Source organism: Paenibacillus sp. LjRoot153 (assembly GCF_964253085.1).
GTDB lineage: Bacteria > Bacillota > Bacilli > Paenibacillales > NBRC-103111 > Paenibacillus_E.
Genome location: NZ_CAXUQH020000001.1, coordinates 735,119 through 751,320, shown reverse-complemented (window position 1 = coordinate 751,320; position 16,202 = coordinate 735,119). Strand labels below are relative to the sequence as shown.

17 protein-coding genes are annotated in these 16,202 nt (G+C 45.8%); 2 read left to right on the top strand and 15 right to left on the bottom strand.

Translation table 11 applies throughout. The annotated features are described in order from the left end of the window. Positions 1 to 99: 99 nt before the first annotated feature. From ACSQ8P_RS03460 to ACSQ8P_RS03400, 13 genes are all read right to left on the bottom strand, one after another. Positions 100 to 1,494, bottom strand: coding sequence for an ABC transporter substrate-binding protein (locus ACSQ8P_RS03460; RefSeq protein ID WP_436233914.1), 1,395 nt, complete (start codon positions 1,492 to 1,494; stop codon positions 100 to 102). Between the two features lie 82 nt (positions 1,495 to 1,576). Further along, positions 1,577 to 2,437 (bottom strand): DUF3048 domain-containing protein, encoded by an 861-nt coding sequence (locus tag ACSQ8P_RS03455; protein WP_436233913.1) that lies wholly within the window; start codon positions 2,435 to 2,437, stop codon positions 1,577 to 1,579. Positions 2,438 to 2,820: 383 nt separating this feature from the next. Further along, the gene (locus ACSQ8P_RS03450; RefSeq protein ID WP_436233912.1) at positions 2,821 to 8,451 is read right to left on the bottom strand and encodes a fibronectin type III domain-containing protein; all 5,631 of its coding nucleotides are present in this window, start codon (positions 8,449 to 8,451) and stop codon (positions 2,821 to 2,823) included. Positions 8,452 to 8,701: 250 nt separating this feature from the next. Next, positions 8,702 to 9,094 carry a DUF302 domain-containing protein gene (locus ACSQ8P_RS03445; protein WP_436233911.1) on the bottom strand — a complete coding sequence of 131 codons (393 nt, stop codon included), beginning with the start codon at positions 9,092 to 9,094 and terminating at the stop codon, positions 8,702 to 8,704. A gap of 82 nt (positions 9,095 to 9,176) precedes the next feature. Then, a complete protein-coding gene (locus tag ACSQ8P_RS03440) occupies positions 9,177 to 9,959 on the bottom strand; it encodes a sulfite exporter TauE/SafE family protein (RefSeq protein WP_436233910.1) in 783 nt (260 codons plus the stop codon). 12 nt (positions 9,960 to 9,971) lie between these two features. Next, positions 9,972 to 10,310: a thioredoxin gene (gene trxA, locus ACSQ8P_RS03435; RefSeq protein WP_056612809.1), complete on the bottom strand. Its 339-nt coding sequence runs from the start codon at positions 10,308 to 10,310 to the stop codon at positions 9,972 to 9,974. A 76-nt stretch (positions 10,311 to 10,386) separates the two neighbouring features. Next, positions 10,387 to 10,773: a rhodanese-like domain-containing protein gene (locus ACSQ8P_RS03430; protein WP_436233909.1), complete on the bottom strand. Its 387-nt coding sequence runs from the start codon at positions 10,771 to 10,773 to the stop codon at positions 10,387 to 10,389. 37 nt (positions 10,774 to 10,810) lie between these two features. Further along, on the bottom strand, positions 10,811 to 11,293 hold the full coding sequence (locus ACSQ8P_RS03425) for a DsrE/DsrF/DrsH-like family protein (protein ID WP_056612805.1): 483 nt from the start codon (positions 11,291 to 11,293) through the stop codon (positions 10,811 to 10,813). A 131-nt stretch (positions 11,294 to 11,424) separates the two neighbouring features. After that, positions 11,425 to 11,649, bottom strand: a complete 225-nt coding sequence (locus ACSQ8P_RS03420) for a sulfurtransferase TusA family protein (protein WP_056612803.1) — start codon at positions 11,647 to 11,649, stop codon at positions 11,425 to 11,427. A 46-nt stretch (positions 11,650 to 11,695) separates the two neighbouring features. Then, the gene (locus ACSQ8P_RS03415) at positions 11,696 to 12,094 is read right to left on the bottom strand and encodes a DsrE/DsrF/DrsH-like family protein (protein ID WP_056612801.1); all 399 of its coding nucleotides are present in this window, start codon (positions 12,092 to 12,094) and stop codon (positions 11,696 to 11,698) included. A 23-nt stretch (positions 12,095 to 12,117) separates the two neighbouring features. Beyond that, the gene (locus ACSQ8P_RS03410) at positions 12,118 to 12,690 is read right to left on the bottom strand and encodes a sulfurtransferase TusA family protein (protein WP_436233908.1); all 573 of its coding nucleotides are present in this window, start codon (positions 12,688 to 12,690) and stop codon (positions 12,118 to 12,120) included. A 28-nt stretch (positions 12,691 to 12,718) separates the two neighbouring features. After that, positions 12,719 to 13,027: a rhodanese-like domain-containing protein gene (locus ACSQ8P_RS03405; protein ID WP_056612797.1), complete on the bottom strand. Its 309-nt coding sequence runs from the start codon at positions 13,025 to 13,027 to the stop codon at positions 12,719 to 12,721. Between the two features lie 35 nt (positions 13,028 to 13,062). Then, complete coding sequence (locus ACSQ8P_RS03400) at positions 13,063 to 14,211, bottom strand: MBL fold metallo-hydrolase (protein WP_436233907.1); 1,149 nt, start codon at positions 14,209 to 14,211, stop codon at positions 13,063 to 13,065. 281 nt (positions 14,212 to 14,492) lie between these two features. On the opposite strand from ACSQ8P_RS03400, the gene ACSQ8P_RS03395 reads away from it, so the two are divergent. Together ACSQ8P_RS03395 and ACSQ8P_RS03390 are read left to right on the top strand one after the other, a co-directional pair. Beyond that, a complete protein-coding gene (locus ACSQ8P_RS03395) occupies positions 14,493 to 14,957 on the top strand; it encodes a ferritin-like domain-containing protein (protein WP_436233906.1) in 465 nt (154 codons plus the stop codon). Positions 14,958 to 15,032: 75 nt separating this feature from the next. Continuing rightward, entirely contained in the window at positions 15,033 to 15,404 is a 372-nt protein-coding gene (locus tag ACSQ8P_RS03390) for a DUF2512 family protein (RefSeq protein ID WP_436233905.1), read from the top strand. A 50-nt stretch (positions 15,405 to 15,454) separates the two neighbouring features. Here the strand turns inward: ACSQ8P_RS03390 and ACSQ8P_RS03385 are convergent, their stop codons facing one another. Both ACSQ8P_RS03385 and ACSQ8P_RS03380 read right to left on the bottom strand, forming a co-directional pair. After that, positions 15,455 to 15,844: a rhodanese-like domain-containing protein gene (locus ACSQ8P_RS03385; RefSeq protein WP_056612788.1), complete on the bottom strand. Its 390-nt coding sequence runs from the start codon at positions 15,842 to 15,844 to the stop codon at positions 15,455 to 15,457. Between the two features lie 24 nt (positions 15,845 to 15,868). Beyond that, positions 15,869 to 16,129 (bottom strand): metal-sensitive transcriptional regulator, encoded by a 261-nt coding sequence (locus ACSQ8P_RS03380; protein ID WP_056612786.1) that lies wholly within the window; start codon positions 16,127 to 16,129, stop codon positions 15,869 to 15,871. Positions 16,130 to 16,202: the final 73 nt, after the last annotated feature.

Genomic DNA, 16,202 nt, shown 5'->3' with positions numbered 1-16,202 from the left:
AGGGGACTCCAATGTGCCGGATCCGTTGCTGTAAGTCGATTTTTTCGACTTACAGCACTCCACTCCAATGGAGCCGGTTCTCACCCGGCTTCCATTACTTCATTTCAACGTCTTATTATACTCATCGATTTTGGCGTTAATTGCTAGGGCTGCTGCATCGAGTGCTTCCTGCGGTTTTTTCTCTCCGCTTAGCGCTTGCCCGATGGCATTCTCCGTCAGCTTTCTCGCTTCTGGATAAACCCCCAGAACACCGCCTTGTGTCGCTTTATTCTGCTTGGCAGCGGTATGCTGATCAATGGCTGTCTTGAACTGTGGGTACTGTTTCATATTGTCTTGTACGATCGGCAGCTCATACGCCTTCTCTGTAATGGGGAAATAGCCTGTGTTGACATGGAAGAACGCCTGCTGCTCAGGCTCAGACAAATACTTCATGAATGCCCATGCCGCCTGCTGCTCCGCATCCGATTTGCTGTTCAGGATCCAGTTGCTTGCCCCACTTACCACCACACCGCCAACTCCCTCGGCTGGCTTGGGGAAGAAGCCCGTTCCAACTTCGAACTTGCCAGCAACGGAATCGAGGATATCTCGCAGTCCTGCCGTTGTATCGAAGATCATAGCGACCTTCCCTTCGGCGAACATTTTCTTGGATTCATCGCTCTTACCCGCCGAGTGAATGGCCGCCTTGCTGTCAATTAACCCCTTCCACCAAGTAAGCGCCTTGACGCCCGCTTCACCATTCAACTGCCACTCCGTTGCTATGCCATCGCGCCCATTGCCCAAGTTCACCAACTCAGCGCCCTGATTGGCAATAAGCTGTTCCATGTACCAGCTGTGCGTGCCGAAGTAGGCGCCGACCACACCTTCTCTTGTTACCTTTTTCGCCACTTGGGTAAGGTCTGTATAGAGAACTGGCGGTTTATCTGGGTTTAATCCCGCAGCTTTGAACAGATCTTTGTTGTAATACAGAATCGGGTTAGATGTGTTAAAAGGCATCGAATACAACGTATTCGCAACCCGATAATAATTAAGTACGGCTTCGTCCATTTGGGACATATCATACTTGTCCTGATCTACGAAGTTCTGAATCGGCGTGATCGCCTTAGAATCGATCATATATCGCGTTCCGATATCGTACACCTGCATCATGGTTGGTCCCAAATTGGAACCAATGGACGCTTTCAACTTGGTCAAACTATCGAAGTAGGAGCCCTGAAAGACAGCCTCCACCTTAATATCCTTATGTGCAGCATTGAAGCTTGTTACGAGCCTGTCCACCACTTGACCGTTCTCGCCGCTCATGGAGTGCCACCAGACTACTTTCTTAACGCCATTAATGAATGGATCAACTTCAGCAGCTTCAGCGGCATTCCCTGCCTCCGTGCCTTTCAGCACATCTTCTTGCCCCCATACCGAATAAACGCCCAATAGGCCGAACAGCAGCACAATGATGATGAAATAAGCGGGTATCGAAATTTTACGTTGTAATGTCTTCATCTTATCCCTCCTATGACTTGTAATCATAGGATCTCAATGTTTGCCTGTGATTAAGGCAATGTAAAGGGATTGTTAAACATGACTATTCCACCTTCAAGTTCGTCCCCTCTGGCACGATCTGCACCCACGTGTTGCCCGGCAGCAGCGGCACTTCCTTGCCATCGCTGGCGTAGGCGCGGAGCATGCCGTTCTTGCGTTCCCACGTGATCGCCTGGGACATGCCCTCTTGGAAGATCACGCCCTTGTTCGGCCCGAACACATCGACAATCCGGCGTCCCTCTTTGTCGATGATCTGATGCTTGCTCTCCAGGACAAACAGGTTCTTGGTCTGCAGCTGCTTGCCGGTTTCCTTATCGAGATGCGGCTTCCCTTCCATCGAGCGCATGTAGACACCCTTGGCAGCATCGTAATCATACGAAGCGAAATACCCCATGAGATAGGGGATTTGAATATAATGAACGGCTGCGCCCGTGAGTTTGCTTTGTCCTGCCTTGGCGAACGTCAGCAAAGGCCCGTTCCACTCGGTGCGGAACTTGCGCGCCTCGGCACCTTTTTTCATTTTATCCACAGAGGTATATAGATTGTGCGGTGCCTTACGGTCGGTGGAGCGCCAATAGTAGGCGCCATCGCCATATACTTCATCGAGATGGGCCAGATTGCGGCCTGCCATCATATCCATTGCATCCTGGCTCCAGCCAGCATGTACAATAATCGCATCCAGCGCATCGCCGATCTCCACAAAATAAGGACGAATGCTGCGCACGGGGCCGATCGCTTCAGCAGGTTGGCTCTGGAACACCGAGACGAATCTAGTAATCTCGCCCTCGGCAAGGATTTCATAGACGATATCGGCCTGATCGAGGCCGGTTTGGGGCCGGGCTTGCGGCGCATTTTCGACCATGACCATATAGGGACGGGTCTTCACCTCGTGATCGGTTGGCAAACCAGTTAACGGGAATTTGTAAGGGAGCTGCGTTTCCACCGTTGTAGTAGGCTGCGTCGCAGGCGTTGGGCTGACCGTAGTCGTCACGGGGACGGTTTCCGGGGTGGCCGTTGATATCACAGGAGTTGCATCACTACAACCAGCAAAGGTCAGGACAGAGCATCCAAGTATGAGCCATGTGCTCAGAGTTCTTTTACGGATTAACGGCAGTGTTTTCAAAGGGGCTGCACCTCTTCTTCTCGTGGACTATCGATCTCTGAGAAGTATATGCTAGATAGTTAGCGAATAGAAGCTAGCAGAGTCACTCGAGTTCGTCTATATGTAAAATTAACCACCAAGCAAAAAACTGAACCTACGCTTTCGCGTGGTCCAGTTTCCCTTTGTTACATTTGAAAATTTACCGCCGAGTTGGATGAGGTGTTCGTTGTTGTTTCCTTATACACGCCACCATAGGACAGGCCGAACGTATAGACGCCAGGCAGTAGTTCCTTATGAATCTCGCCGCCAACCGTACTACCGAAGGTCCGCCAACTCCCTGCATAATAACTAACGGCACCGCCATCAAGCGGATTACCCAGACTATCTTTTAACTGAACATTCACGTTAACCGTCTGGAAGACGACCACAGGGTTCGTTCCGATATTTTGCACCTTTTCCTTGATCGTTCCCTCATAATTCATGGAAAAGGTATAAGAGCCCGGCAGCAACTCCTTGTGAATTTCCCCGCCAGATATATCCCCGAAGATCCGCCAACTCCCTGCGTAATAGCTCGCCGCACCATTGGTAAGCGGGTTACCGAGACTATCCTTCAACTGCACGTTCACGTTGACCGTCTGGAAGACGACCACAGGGTCCGTTCCGATATTTTGCACCTTTTCCTTGATCGTTCCCTCATAATTCATAGAAAAGGTATAAGAGCCCGGCAGCAATTCCTTTCGAATTTCCCCGCCAGATATATCCCCGAAAGTCCGCCAACTTCCTGCGTAATAACTCGCCGCCCCACTGGTAAGCGGATTGCCGAGACTATCCTTCAACTGCACCTTCACATTAACAGTCTGGAAGACGACCACGGGGTCCGTTCCTGTGTTTTGGACTTTCTCCGTATACGTGCCTTCGTAGGTCATCGCAAACGTATATGCTTTATCCGGCAAGGACTTGGTTACGGTTCCGGAAGTATTCGTTACGCCGAAATCTTTCCATCCGCCGTCATAGTAGGATACGATGCCACCACTGATAGCATTTTCGCTGCTGTCTTTAAATTGTACGGTTACCGCATCAGCCTCTGCCTCTGGGGCAGGATCCTGCAATAGGATTTTACCGTATTGACTTACGTTTTTCGCTCCGCCAATACCACTGGCCCACTCCAAATATCCGAGCCGACCGTTGCCATTGTTATTATTGACAAGCAGCGATACAAAGATAGGTTTCGTCGTATCTGGCATGTAGGGATATAGTTCTGACCAAGCGAGATGAACCTTATATATTTTCTTTCCGCTTTGGGAACTGTCGACGAGCATGCTTCCGTTTTGAACGAACTGACCAGCAGGCGTCCAGTTGGATGGCAAATCTCCTCCAATATACGGAACAGTGCCCTTATAGATGACTGGACCGTTAGCGGTCAGTGCGGCCTGGAACTCCACTTGTGCTCCGACCATGCCCATTCCTGATGTATCAATACCAAATTGAATACTGTCACCTATATAATAATTACCTTTGGACTCGTTTTGCACGAAGCTGGTGTCGGATACGTCTATGACGAGATCGAGTCCGTCAGTCGCCGCGCCCACCGCAGCTCGAGCCACAAACCCTGCAGGCTGCTCGGAGGTCAAGCTCTTGAACTCCCAATTGTCGCTAATCCAATGGATATCCGTGCTCAAAGCTCCTGTGGTACGGTCAAACAAATTGCTCTTACTCCCTGCAGCGATGGGAATATTGGTGTTTTGTACGGCTTTTTCATAGTCGGACAATAGGACATCTTGCGTTGAAGTCAATCCAGCAAGATAAGCGGCATTTACATCGCTGATGTAATACATTTTGTTCGGTTTCACTTGCAACGTAGGGGCTGCTGCCTCTGTACCACCCGTCCAATCCCGAACTACTGTGTTACTTGTAAAGGCACTGGCAAGTGCTGAAGCGACTGGCCCTGCATTCGCATCCTCGGACCAAACGACGAGAATCGGTGATCCGTCACTTTCGAAATAAACAGCTTTCTGATTTCCGCTTAGCGAATATTCGCCTTTGTAGACAATATGATTCCCCAGTGTCTCGATAAATCGATGCATGACCACAGAACCGAGTCTCGGCTCAAGCTGCGGTTTCTTGCGAAACAATCCAGAGGATTCCGTAAACCAGCCTTCGGCATTGGCGAATGGAATGGCTTCGATCTCCGTATTATTGATCATGTCAAAATAAGCGATTTGCTCGACCCCATTCTTCATCTGATACATATAGTCGTACAACATCTTTCTCGCAATCACGGGCTCCGTTTGGATAAATGGTGATTCCGAAGCGTTCACGAGACCCGCATGGCTCTCAGAACTCACCCACGGCTTTGACGGGACATTGTACATTTGATCATAGGCTTGATACTCTTTGGGATCGGGTAACTTCCCATGAAGCGCCAACTTATCATAATAATTCGCTCCGCCAAGACGCAGCAGCTCATTATAAAATGGCAAATATCGATGGCCACCCATGCCGCCAATCCAAATTTCTGAATTCGGCTGTACGCTTTTAATCGTCTCATACCCGGTACGTAACAATTCCACGAACTTCTCCGGTGTATCATGCCAGAAAATGCTTCCGCCTTTCAAATGAGGTTCATTCCATATTTCCCATGTGGTAATTCGATCACCATACCGCGCCACAAGCGCCTGCAGGAAATTAGCGAAATCATTCATGTCGGTTGGGGCATAGGCAGCATAACCAGGAACGCCGATATATATGGTTGTATCTTCCGGGTGCGAAGACGCCCATTGCGGTGTAAACATAATGTTGCCGATGATGTCCATGCCATAGCTTTGCAATTTATTGACGTGCTCATCAAGTCCTGCCCAATTAAACACACCGCGACTAGGCTCAAGCGCCATGCTTGTATCCCCGAATTGTCCTCCCCATGGGAGGGTATGAATTCTCGCAAAATCAAAGCCTACCAAATCTGCGAGTTCTATCGCTCTTATATCAGTAAAACCATTACTAAATCCAAACAGCGGATTACGATCCACTTTGCTTATGGATTGATTTTCTACGACAGCTACAGATGTTCGATTACGTACAAATTCTGCCGCTGTTCTCTTAGGACTGGACAAGATCCGGTACGATTGTTGCAATGGAAGCATTCCTGTAACCCCTTGTTTCGTATAGTCAAAAGCGATTTCATAGTAACCTTCGTGACTAGGTGTCCAACTCCAACCCGTTGTTAGTAACGTTGACCGATCTACGGTTACTTGCCCAACCACCTGACTATCCGTATCATAAACCGTCCCCGTCAACGTTTGCACGGAAATGGGCAGTTGATCTTGAATGGCCTTGAATACCACATTTTGGCCGATCTTCCACCAGTTTGCGAAGGCGTCTGCCTTCAGCGGGAAATATTCAACGGACTGCATACTGGCGTCGTCGTAATAAATCGTTCCCATATTCGGGACGTTCGGTAATTTCGTTGTCGCTACATTCAACTGAATTTGATTCGTTCCTATCGGAAACTGACTATTATCTACCGTAAATGAAATATCCGTCCATACCGTGCTGCTCAAAGTTGGCGTGTTAGCCGCAGCCGTGCCGAGGAAGGCACCATCCTTGAAGTAGCTAATAAACACCCAAGCGCCATTGCCTGCGGAATCAGCCGATTTCTTGGCTTTTACCGAAGTCTTAATGGTTTGCATACTGTTATCAATGGGAATGATTTTGGAAGAAAACCCTGCGGCTCCAATACTTGTTGAGTTAATATACACCGCGTTCGTGCCACTATTGATCGTCGCTGTTGTAATGCCCATATCAACGCCAGTTGCCCCGCTCCAGAACGAAGAGCTCCAACTGACGGGAACAAGTTTCGTTCCGCTTAACTTCGTTTCCTCAAAACCAGGATTCGCTACATCATAATAGCTCGACGTAAGCACATTGACAGCATTGCTCGCAGACGATGCATTACCCGAACCATCTCTCGCTTTCACGGTAAACGTATATCCGCTATACGCTTCAAGACCTGTTACCGTATATGTCACCCCGGTGACGATCGCTACTTGCTTCGTTCCATCGAAGATCTCGTAGCCAGTTACGCCCCCATTGTCGGTTGACGGATCCCAGGTTAGTTTGACGCTTTTCATCTTAATGTCGGATGCTGCTAAGTTGGTTGGTGCTGTCGGTGCCTGTGTATCGTTGGTCACATAAGCCTGGCTTGCTGGGGATACATTCCCCGCCGCATCGACGGCTTTCACGGTAAACGTGTAACTATTAGCTGCGATCAGGCCACTTGCTGTAAAGGTTAAATCTGTTACAGTCCCTACCAATACCGTGTCTTTATAAACATTGTATCCGGTCACCCCGATATTATCGGTCGAGGCATTCCAAGCCAAATCAACACTTCCTGCCGTCTGACCTACGGCGTGGAGATTCGTTGGCGCGCTTGGCGCCACAGTATCCGGAATCAATTCGATCGTAGCGTCATCATAAAACAGCGTTCCTTGCTGGCTAACACTGCCCCCACGGAGGGTCGCCAGATTCAACTGCAAGTTATTCGTGCCTGCCGGCAGGTTAGCTGTATTAACAGTGACCGAAATCTCTCTCCATTCACTGCTGCTCAGCGCAACACTTGGCGCAACCACAGTGCCGAGAAAGGAACCATTCTTCGCATAACTGAAGAAAACCCACGCATCATTACCGGCATAATCAGCCGACTTCTTTACCTTCACAGTCGCTTTGATTTGCATGTTATTGTCAATCGTCATCGTCTTGGAAACCCAACCTGCGGCTCCTGCATCCACTGCGCTAATATATAGGGCATTGGTTCCGCTATTGGCCTCAATCGTCGTGACCCCCGTATCAACCGGTGTCGTTCGCGTCCATAAGGCAGAATTCCAATTGACCGGAACAAGCTTGGTTCCACTAAGCGTCGTGATCTCAAACCCAGGATTGGCGATGCTCAATACATTTGGCGTGGTCAGACTTACAGCATTGCTTGCCGCAGATAGATTGCCCGTTGCATCTTTCGCTTTTACAGTAAAAGTATAATTGGTACCCGCATTGAGAGCGCTTACGGAATAAGTTAACCCTGTCGTGGATCCAATCAGCGTTGTACCGTTGTAGACATCGTACCCTTGGACACCTACGTTATCCGTTGAGGCTTTCCAGGTAAGGGTAACACTCGTCGCCGTTTGTCCAGACATGGCAAGATTAGTCGGAGCTGTTGGCGCCTCTGTATCCAGCAGTTCCATCGTTACATCGTCATAATAGAGTGTCCCGGCGTTGCTTCCGCTGCCTGCTTTCGATGTCGCTAAGTTCAACCAGAGCATATTCGTTCCCGCAGGAAACTGACTGCTGTTGACCGTCAACGTGATCTCTGTCCATTCTGTACTGCTTACGGTGGTCATATTGGATGAGCTTATTCCTAGGAAAGTACCACTATTTCCATAACTGATGAATACCCACGGGTTATTGCCGGCATAATCTCCCGACTTCTTCACTTTCACCGTAGTTTTGATGGTTTGAGCGCTGCCGTCAACCGGAATTGCTTTGGAAACCCAGCCAGCTGCTCCCGCATCTGTTGCACTAATATAAAGTGATTTCGTCCCGCTGCTGTACACGGCTGTCGTTACGCTAGTATCCACAGGCGTCGTTCTGCTCCATAGAGCTGTCGTCCAATTCGTTGGTATCAGCTTCGTCTGACTCACCGTTGTTTCTTCGAACCCGGGATTAAGCACATTAATAAAACTTGCTGCCTGAACGTGCGTTGACATCGTTGGAAACAGTGCAACCAACATGGTGCAAAGTAACAACCATATAACGGTTTTCCTCATAAATAAATCCTCCTCGATTTCAATTCGCCTATCCACTGCTCTTCCCGTTACTCACTTCCCTTTATGGATGGATTACATGGATAAATATAGGACGAATCCGGTGGTCAAAGATACGAGACGATTTATACATCGTTATCCGATTTTATCTATTTTGACAAAAAAATAGCCGACAACGAGATAATCGTTGCCAGCTTTACCAACTGTACCCTTTTAAAGCCCCACCGCTGCTTAGCTGCATCAGACTACTAGCTTATATACTCCTATCCAGACAGTTGATAAGACGTTTTTCCACATCTTGAGCAATCTCCAACAGCTGGTCATAAGCATCCATTTCAACCATCCCGATCAAGTTCGTTGGCCGAGGCATTCCGATTTTAGTTGTACCCTTTTCCACATATACAGCAATTTTACAAGGCAAAAAGTAACCCGCTACTGCATGTTCGCTTAATACGCGTTTTGCTTCGAAAGGATTGCAAACCTCCAAAATAATATATGGCTCATCAAACTCGAGGCCTTTCTCTTGGAGCTTTTCTTGGATGTTAAATTTCCACAGTATACCGAAATGCTCTTTATATAAATTGGTTGTCAACGCCTCGATCACTTCATCCACGGACTTATCCGTTTCAATGGTATAATGGAACATCTCCTTCATCCTCCTTGTTTAGCCTAGTATTCTAACCCATATGTACTAGGGTATCCAAAGAGTAGAAAAAAAACAGGGGTCTCTATTTGCTTAAAATATCCATCCATATTTTAACCGTTGTTGCCACAATGAGTGCAGCCAAAATCCATTGAAGCAGCTTGGCGTTCAATTTCTTGCTGATTTTAGCTCCAATTGGAGCTGCGATGATACTTGCAATAACCATAACAACCGACGGAACAAGAAGTATATGTCCTCCCGCTACTTTTCCGGCAGTTGAGCCTATCGAAGAGATAAATGTAATGGCTAGGGAAGAAGCAATAGCTACACGTGTCGGAATTTTCAGAATGACCAGCATGACAGGTACGGTAATAAACGCGCCAGCCGCTCCAACAATACCCGAAACAACTCCGATAATAGCCGCGAAGACCGCCGCAACCGGTTTATTAAACTTCACCTTGTCAAAGTCCATGTCTTCCTGTCCTTTTTTGGGAAGAAACATCATAATCGCTGCGATCAGAGCCAGAACTGCATAGGTGATGTTAATGAAGGAGTCGGATAGAAACTTGGAACCATACCCCCCGAGAAAGCTGCCAATAACGATGGTTCCCCCCATGATGAATACAAGGGATTTATTGATATACCCTCCTTTTCGAAAGGCTAACATGCCTGAAAGTGTCGCGAAAAAGACTTGGACCGCACTAATTGCCGATACTTCATGGGCCGTAAATGCTGCAAAACCCATGGCTGGCGGAATATACAAGAGCATCGGATACTTGATGATGGAACCTCCAATTCCAACCATACCAGAGATTAGGGATCCAATAAAACCAATACCGAACAATAGAATAATCCACCCATAATCCATAGCTTTCTCCTCCTATCTGTGATCTCCATCCTGCATGAGATCATGAATCATTTTTGTAAGTTCATTTTTGGGCTGCAATCCAATCATCATGGCTGCCATCTTGCCATCTTTAAAAAGCTTCATTGTCGGAATACTCATGATATGCTGCTCGCTTGCGGTCATTGGATTATCATCCACATTTACTTTTACAATCACCGCACGATCATGTAATTCCTCGCTCAATTCCTGCAGCATGGGGGCGACTAGTCGGCAGGGTCCACACCAATCTGCGTAAAAATCGACAAGTACAGGAACTTTAGACTTCATAACGATCTCTTCAAAATCACGATCCGAGACTTGAATTAATGCCATTTACAAGACCTCCTTGTGTCTTCTATGCTCCAATTGCCATTACGTTTACGTGTATGGGTATTTAATGATCAAAAAATTATTTGGTTAATTTCCCTCTCCAAGACATGATGCCACCTTGCAAGTGTGCTAGATCTCGGAAACCATGCTTGTGTAGAATTCGAGCCCCTTGTTTGCTTCTCATTCCGCTGCGACAATACAAAAATACACTTTTATCTATGGGGATCTCCCCGAGTCGTTGTTTCATTTGAGATAAGGGAATATTTTTCGCTCCCGCAATATATCCTTGTTTTACTTCACTAGGTTCACGGACATCAATTAATACTCCGTTAAGGTTTAGCTTCAATTCATCTTGAAATTGAACGGACGTTAAATTCCTAAGTCCCTTGATTCCAGCGAGTCGGGTATACACAAACCAGACGAGAAGAATCCCTATCACGATATTAATGATGGCATTAGTAGACATATTTAAAACCTCATTTCTAAGTTCTTATCTTTTACTCTTAAATAAATAAATTCACTTTGGCATCTGCCGCGTCACCTAAATAAGCTGCTACCCCTGCATACTCAATACCATCAAGAAGTTCTTCCTTTTGCAAACCAAGCAGATCCATTGTCATTGTACAAGCCACTAGCTTAACACCTTGCTCTTGTGCTAATTCAATGAGCTGCGGCAATGTCAGCGCATTATGCTTTTTCATCACATGCTTAATCATCTTGGGACCTAGCCCTCCGAAATTCATTTTGGATAACCCTAACTTGTTCGCACCACGCGGCATCATTTTTCCGAACATGGATTCCAACCATCCTTTTTTGATCAGAACGGATTCATCCTTACGCAGCGCATTAAGTCCCCAAAAGGTAAAGAACATCGTAACTTCGTGGTCATAAGCAGCTGCACCGTTGGCAATAATAAATGCAGCAATAGCCTTGTCCAATTCACCGCTAAAAAGTACAATCGTTGATTTTTCCTTATTTTCTATCATTAAAATCATCCCCCTTTTATTCATGCATACCCATACGGGTATTTAATAAGGCAAAAAAAATTCTGCTTTCTCCTATTAAGGACTTTAAGAGGGCTACCACAGCATGAAGTGATAGCCCTCTTCAACTTTCCTTACCCCTTCTTAACAATAAAGGTGAATACACCGTTGTCTTCTTTGGATTCAAGGAGTTCATGCTTCGTTTGGTTTACCCACGCTTGAAAGTCCTTCATAGAACCTTTATCGGTTGTTTGAAGCTCCATAATCTGTCCAGATTCCAGAGAATCCATCCCTTTTTTTGCTTTAACAATCGGCATTGGACAAGCAAGTCCTTTTGCATCTACAACTAAGTTTGTCATTATGATAATCTCTCCTTATTATTTAAAATGTAAGTGCTAATTTCTCTTAGAAGTTCAAGCTCACTTGTGCATCAAAAGCAAAGTCTAGGAATGTCGCGGCGCCCCCAAGTTCAATGCCTTCGATGAAATGTTCTTTATCCAGACCCATGACGTCGATTGTCATCTGACAACCGATCAGACGTACCCCAGATTCTTTGGCGATATCCATAAGCTCTTTCACGGATGGCACATTTGCTTTCTTAAAGCCTTCTACCATTCCTTCATTACCTGGCTTCAGCTGCAGCATGTGTTCCGACTCCTTATGAATAATGGACAAGCCTTCGAAAGTAAAGAAAATGGCTACCTCCGCATCCAATGCTGCCGCCGCTGTTGCGATGTTCAATACTTTATAGGCTGTCTCCAGACCACCTGATGATGCAATAAGAGCTACTTTTTTAGTTGTCATGTTAATTCGTCTCCTTTTTATAATTAATCTTGTTCTTGATCATAGATCCATTCCGTCATGCCAGGCGTTACGTTCTTAACATGATGAAACCCCTTGTCGGATAGGATTTGACAAGCCATATCACTTCGAGTTCCAGTACGGCATACTATATAATAGGCTTTGCTAGGATCAAGCTCCGTTATTTTTTCTTCCAATTGACCTAGAGGGATTGAGATGGCACCCGGAATGCGCCCAAATGCATATTCAGCGGGTTCTCGAACATCGATAATATGGATTGTCTCTCCTGAAACAAGTTTGGTTTGAACCTCTTCATTTGTAGCTATATGGGGATATTTTTTTTCAGCCTTCGTATCCGCCGACTCGGCTTTGCGAATAAAGTGGTGAAACACGCCGTTTTCTTCTTTTAAGCCTAGGTACTGATGCCCTGTACGGCTGGACCAACTCTTCAGGTCGGCTACCGAGCCTTTATCTGTTGCACGTATTTCCAATACTTCACCTGCATTCATTTCATCCATCGCCTTTTTGGTGCGAACGACTGGCAGCGGACACGCAAGACCTTCACATTCGATTACTCGATTCACTTGCAGTGTTGACATGAACATTACCTCCATATATTTAAAATACTTATTTACCGTAAGTTATTTCCCCAGTCCATTTCGACATGCCGCCTGGCATATTAAGCACGTTATAACCCACCGAAGAGAGGAAATCACATGCTTGCCCGCTGCGGTTACCGCTGCGACAGACGACGATCGTTTCTTGCTTTGGATCCATTTCGTTGAGCGCTCTTGCAATTTGCCCTAACGGAATATGTTTGGCACCTGGAATGTGACCAGACTCCCACTCATCCTGTTCCCGCACATCCAGAATAACGATATTTTCTTTTCTGTTGATTCTTCCCATAACCTCTTCCGGCATTTGCTCTTTATACATCGTTGTTGCCTCCTGTCTATGAAGTAAGTAGTGATTTAAGCATCATGAACTGCGCAACGATTAGGTCCAATCTCCATTTCTCGCTGTTCCTCGTCTGTTGGCGTTAACTTCCCCATATTTGTCTGACGTATTTCTTGGTATGCATTCGGCTGTGGTGGTAAATTCTCAGTAACGGTACGACGGAAGGCCGTTTCCTCTCCAATATTCAACCCTGGATTTTCCTTATATAAATCTCCAAGGCGGGCAGAGACTTGACCTCCTTCTCCCAGCTCCGTAAACTTGCCAAAATGGGCAGGAAGCACGATTAAGTCATGGGACAATTGCTTATAACGCTCATACAACGTTGTTCTAAGGTCTGTTACCCAATCCTCTGCTTTACCCGCGAGATCAGGACGACCAATTGATTTAACGAATAAAATGTCTCCAGAAAGCAAGAATTGATTGTCAACGATTAACGAGGTGCTTCCGATCGTATGTCCAGGCGAATAAATAGGTTGTATCTGAATTTCGGTATCCCCAACTACAATACGGTTTCCTTCCTCAAGCTTCGCGTAGTTAAACACGACTTCTTCTGCATCTTTTGGCGGCAACCAATACGTGCCTCCTGTTTTTTCAGCTAATTGCCGTCCACCGGAGATGTGATCAGCGTGAAGATGCGTATCAATCGTATGTTTAATGGTTACATTTTTATCTTGGGCAAAGTTCTCAAAAACTTCTGTCATTCGGACGCCATCAATGATGGCCGCTTCACCGTTCGAGATCACCATGTATGACAAGCAGCCTTTACCTATGCGGATAAATTGAAATATTTCTCCACCATCTTGCAAATCACCAACTTTTACGGGCTCTAGATGCTCACTCCAGGATTTCATGCCTCCTACTAAGTAAGAAACATGTTGTTTCCCTTGTTCGATCAATTGTTCCCCAACAAATTTCGAAGAGCCTTCTTTGGCACACACGACCAAAATTTCTTTATCATCTGGAAGTTGATCTACAACAGTTTCTACCCCATCGATCAAATCAAAATAGGGTGTGTTTAGGATATGAACATGATGACCTTCGATTTTCCAATCCTTAAAGTCGCTTTCGTTACGTACGTCTAAGATGAAAATCGGTTCGTTATTTAATACCTTTTTCGCTAATACAGCGGCGCTCATTCCTTGCAATTGAACTCCATTTACCATTGTTTATTTCCTCCCTAGAATAAGATTGAAATCCAAAGCCCACTTTCATATACCCCATGGGGTATTATTTCGAGCAAAAAAAAATGACTATTACTCATGTATTAGAATATTACTTCATGATACTCACCTAAGATATATACGTATACCCGTTGGGGTATATGTATACTATAATAAAACTTTTGCTTTTCGTCAACCCCCTCTATACCAATCCCCAAACTATTGAACCCCTTTAGGCTTTCACACATATGCTGAGCTAAAAGCCTAGTCTTGGAGGAGCATTTATGTATTGGACATATCCGTATGATTATCGCAACACCTTTCAACCTGTGTGGAACGTAGGATATCAGCAAGCCCTAGAATTAATCAAAGCCGCGGTGCAAGATGAGCGGAACGATGAATTATTCTATGATCAACTGATCAAGCTCGCACCTACCCCTGAACAAGCCGCAATCATTACATCCATACGTGATGATGAACGCAGTCATAACGCCATGTTTCGCAGCATGTATCGGGAGTTGACCGGTCATGATGTCTATGGGGTTAGCAATGAGCAGTACCAGCCTGTACGCACGTATTCAGAAGGCATTCAAAAGGCCCTTCAAGGCGAACTATCAGCGGTAGAGAAATATCGTAAAATCTGGTTCGGGCTCCCTTATGGCATCTATAAGGATACAGTCTTTGGTATTATCCTTGATGAGCTCAAGCATGCAAGTAAATATAATTATTTGTTTACTTTGAATCGGTAGAACAAGCATAGTTCAAGTATGCAGAAGCCATATTAAGATCAGTACTGCATACCTTGAATGAAAGAAGGCGAGACCATGTTGGCCATGTTAGGGAAGTTGCTCTTAAAACTTTTGATAAATGGCATCATCATAGTTCCCATCTTGATGTACCTTACAGATGCTACATTTATGGGGGCACTTTCTGCTACGTATACGTTTTCCCTCCTTACCTACGTCGTTGTTGATCAACTGTTTTTAAGACTTACGAATAACATGGCTGCTGTACTGGCCGATATGTTATTAACTTATGCCTACTTCTGGCTCGTGGAAAGGCACTTCTACGATTGGTCCCTAACTTTTACGGATATGACGATCGTAGCTCTTGCTTATGGTGTGATGGAGTTCTTCCTCCATGCTTATTTTCAAAAGGACAAAGGTCGAATCGGTCGGCATAGCTTCCATGAATAATCATGGCGCGCAAAAAAAGTCATTGGCCGGAGGGCTAATGACTTTTTTACTTATTGCGTTTGCTTACCATTCCAGGACATGATACCGCCCTTCAGATGAGACAACTCGTTAAAACCATGCTTCCGTAGGAGCTTCGCGGCTTGCTTGCTTCTCATGCCACTTCGGCAGTAAAGATAGACTGGTCGATCCTTAGGAATCTCGGCCAATCTTCTCCCCATAGTCGACAAAGGGATATTAACCGCTCCCGGGATATATCCTTGCTTCACTTCACCAGGCTCACGCACATCGATCAGTACATGCTTATGGTTGTCCTTTGTTAAAGCCTCTTGAAATTGTTCGGACGACAGATTGTGCAGCCCTTTGACCCCTGCAAAACGTGAGTAGAAGAACCAAACAATAAAACCTAGCGCAACGAGATTGAAAATCATATTACTATCCATGACCTGCCTCTTTTCTTAAACACATTAACGGCTTTTAACTAACAATTCTACAGCCTGCTTGACCAGCTTACTTGTGTCTCTACCCGCTTCTTTTTCCTCCATAATGCAATTCTCCAAATTGACAGCAACAACGGTGGCAATCGTTTTATCAGCAGCACTGCGAACAGCAGAGATTTGGCTTACGACATCTTTACAATCCTGTTCTTCTTCCATCATCCGTAAAATCCCACGAATCTGGCCTTCCATACGCTTTAAACGCTTCTTCACATCATCATCGTATTTCATAGACACCCTTCCTTCCCTATACCTGTATAGGTATATTATTGTCCATGTTACGCATAAAAACAATATGAAATCT

Coding starts and splice junctions, on each gene's coding strand:
- ACSQ8P_RS03450 (WP_436233912.1), bottom strand. CDS start 8,451: ATGAGGAAAACCGTTATATGGTTGTTACTTTGCACCATGTTGGTTGCA.
- ACSQ8P_RS03405 (WP_056612797.1), bottom strand. CDS start 13,027: ATGTATAAAGAGCAAATGCCGGAAGAGGTTATGGGAAGAATCAACAGA.
- ACSQ8P_RS03420 (WP_056612803.1), bottom strand. CDS start 11,649: ATGACAAACTTAGTTGTAGATGCAAAAGGACTTGCTTGTCCAATGCCG.
- ACSQ8P_RS03425 (WP_056612805.1), bottom strand. CDS start 11,293: ATGATAGAAAATAAGGAAAAATCAACGATTGTACTTTTTAGCGGTGAA.
- ACSQ8P_RS03400 (WP_436233907.1), bottom strand. CDS start 14,211: ATGGTAAATGGAGTTCAATTGCAAGGAATGAGCGCCGCTGTATTAGCG.
- trxA (WP_056612809.1), bottom strand. CDS start 10,310: ATGGCATTAATTCAAGTCTCGGATCGTGATTTTGAAGAGATCGTTATG.
- ACSQ8P_RS03440 (WP_436233910.1), bottom strand. CDS start 9,959: ATGGATTATGGGTGGATTATTCTATTGTTCGGTATTGGTTTTATTGGA.
- ACSQ8P_RS03390 (WP_436233905.1), top strand. CDS start 15,033: ATGTTGGCCATGTTAGGGAAGTTGCTCTTAAAACTTTTGATAAATGGC.
- ACSQ8P_RS03415 (WP_056612801.1), bottom strand. CDS start 12,094: ATGACAACTAAAAAAGTAGCTCTTATTGCATCATCAGGTGGTCTGGAG.
- ACSQ8P_RS03410 (WP_436233908.1), bottom strand. CDS start 12,690: ATGTCAACACTGCAAGTGAATCGAGTAATCGAATGTGAAGGTCTTGCG.
- ACSQ8P_RS03460 (WP_436233914.1), bottom strand. CDS start 1,494: ATGAAGACATTACAACGTAAAATTTCGATACCCGCTTATTTCATCATC.
- ACSQ8P_RS03385 (WP_056612788.1), bottom strand. CDS start 15,844: ATGGATAGTAATATGATTTTCAATCTCGTTGCGCTAGGTTTTATTGTT.
- ACSQ8P_RS03395 (WP_436233906.1), top strand. CDS start 14,493: ATGTATTGGACATATCCGTATGATTATCGCAACACCTTTCAACCTGTG.
- ACSQ8P_RS03430 (WP_436233909.1), bottom strand. CDS start 10,773: ATGTCTACTAATGCCATCATTAATATCGTGATAGGGATTCTTCTCGTC.
- ACSQ8P_RS03445 (WP_436233911.1), bottom strand. CDS start 9,094: ATGTTCCATTATACCATTGAAACGGATAAGTCCGTGGATGAAGTGATC.
- ACSQ8P_RS03380 (WP_056612786.1), bottom strand. CDS start 16,129: ATGAAATACGATGATGATGTGAAGAAGCGTTTAAAGCGTATGGAAGGC.